At 49.2% G+C, this 256-nt stretch carries 1 rRNA gene; it reads right to left on the bottom strand.

The features are described from left to right. Positions 1–103 (bottom strand): 5S ribosomal RNA (gene rrf, locus AACW06_RS20455); the annotation flags it as partial. Between the last annotated feature and the right edge of the window lie 153 nt (positions 104–256).

Raw genomic sequence — 256 nt, 5'->3', positions numbered from 1 at the left:
CTACTCTCACATGGGGAAGCCCCACACTACCATCGGCGCTATTGCGTTTCACTTCTGAGTTCGGCATGGAGTCAGGTGGGTCCGCAACGCTATGGTCGCCAAGCAAATTCTTTAATTCGGAAAGCTGAATTCGTTCTTCACATTCAATGTTCTTCTATTGAGCCCACAAAACCCCTTCGGTGTTGTATGGTTAAGCCTCACGGGCAATTAGTATTGGTTAGCTCAACGCCTCGCAGCGCTTACACACCCAACCTAT

It is taken from the genome of Vibrio sp. S12_S33, from assembly GCF_963889785.1.
Taxonomy (GTDB): Bacteria; Pseudomonadota; Gammaproteobacteria; order Enterobacterales; family Vibrionaceae; genus Vibrio; species Vibrio aestuarianus.
This window is presented reverse-complemented; position numbering and strand designations above follow the sequence as displayed.